The organism is Priestia sp. 179-F W1.4 NHS, assembly GCF_045369295.1.
GTDB lineage: Bacteria > Bacillota > Bacilli > Bacillales > Bacillaceae_H > Priestia > Priestia zanthoxyli.
This window is the reverse complement of record NZ_JBIQFF010000064.1, coordinates 1-730: the sequence shown is the minus strand read 5'-3', so window position 1 is coordinate 730 and position 730 is coordinate 1. Positions and strand designations below refer to the sequence as shown.

1 protein-coding gene is annotated in these 730 nt (G+C 36.4%); it reads left to right on the top strand.

Annotated features, from left to right (window positions below; all coding sequences use genetic code 11):
- Window positions 1–730: tyrosine-type recombinase/integrase (locus tag ACH0CI_RS28225; RefSeq protein ID WP_406902663.1), on the top strand; the 730-nt coding region annotated here is incomplete at both ends.

Below are 730 nucleotides of genomic sequence, written 5' to 3'. Positions count from 1 at the left end.
ACGTGCTTGGCATATTCGAAACTACCAGACGTATTTAAGCACGGCATTGCTAGGAAAGGGAGGTAAACCTTATTCACCTGCAACTTTAGACGCGAAAATGACGATTTTAAAGAGTTTTATGAAATGGTTACATGAAACGAAGTATATACAGCATCCATTACACAAAGAAATCTTAAGCACCTCATTATCTGAACAAGAAATTCCTAATCGAGATTTGTATTACCATGAAGTCAAACAGCTTCTAGATTACTATAAAGATCATCCTATTAATTATGGATTGTTAACAATGTTGGCGATGACAGGATTACGTGTACAGGAAATAGCTAAAGCTTCGTGGGGAGATGTATATCTAGACAGTTTAAGTGGTCATTATCGACTAAGAGGAGTAGGGAAGGGTGGAAAGAAATTTGATAAGTTACTTCATCCATCGCTATATGAACGCATTCTTGTTTTTCGAGAACGGCGTCATGTCAGTACAGCATTAAATTTAAGTGATCAAAGTCCATTATTTCCAACTAAAGATGGAGACTATTATCAATATAAAAACTTAAGTAATTATATTGTCCGTATTATTGAACGAACCGAGTTACCTTTTATAAAAGAACGGACTGACAGAATTACGCCTCATTATTTTCGTCACTTTTATGCCATCTACAGTAGGCAGCAGGGAGCAGATATCTTTTTAATTCAAAAAGAACTGGGTCACAGTGATCGTAAGACCACCGAGCGT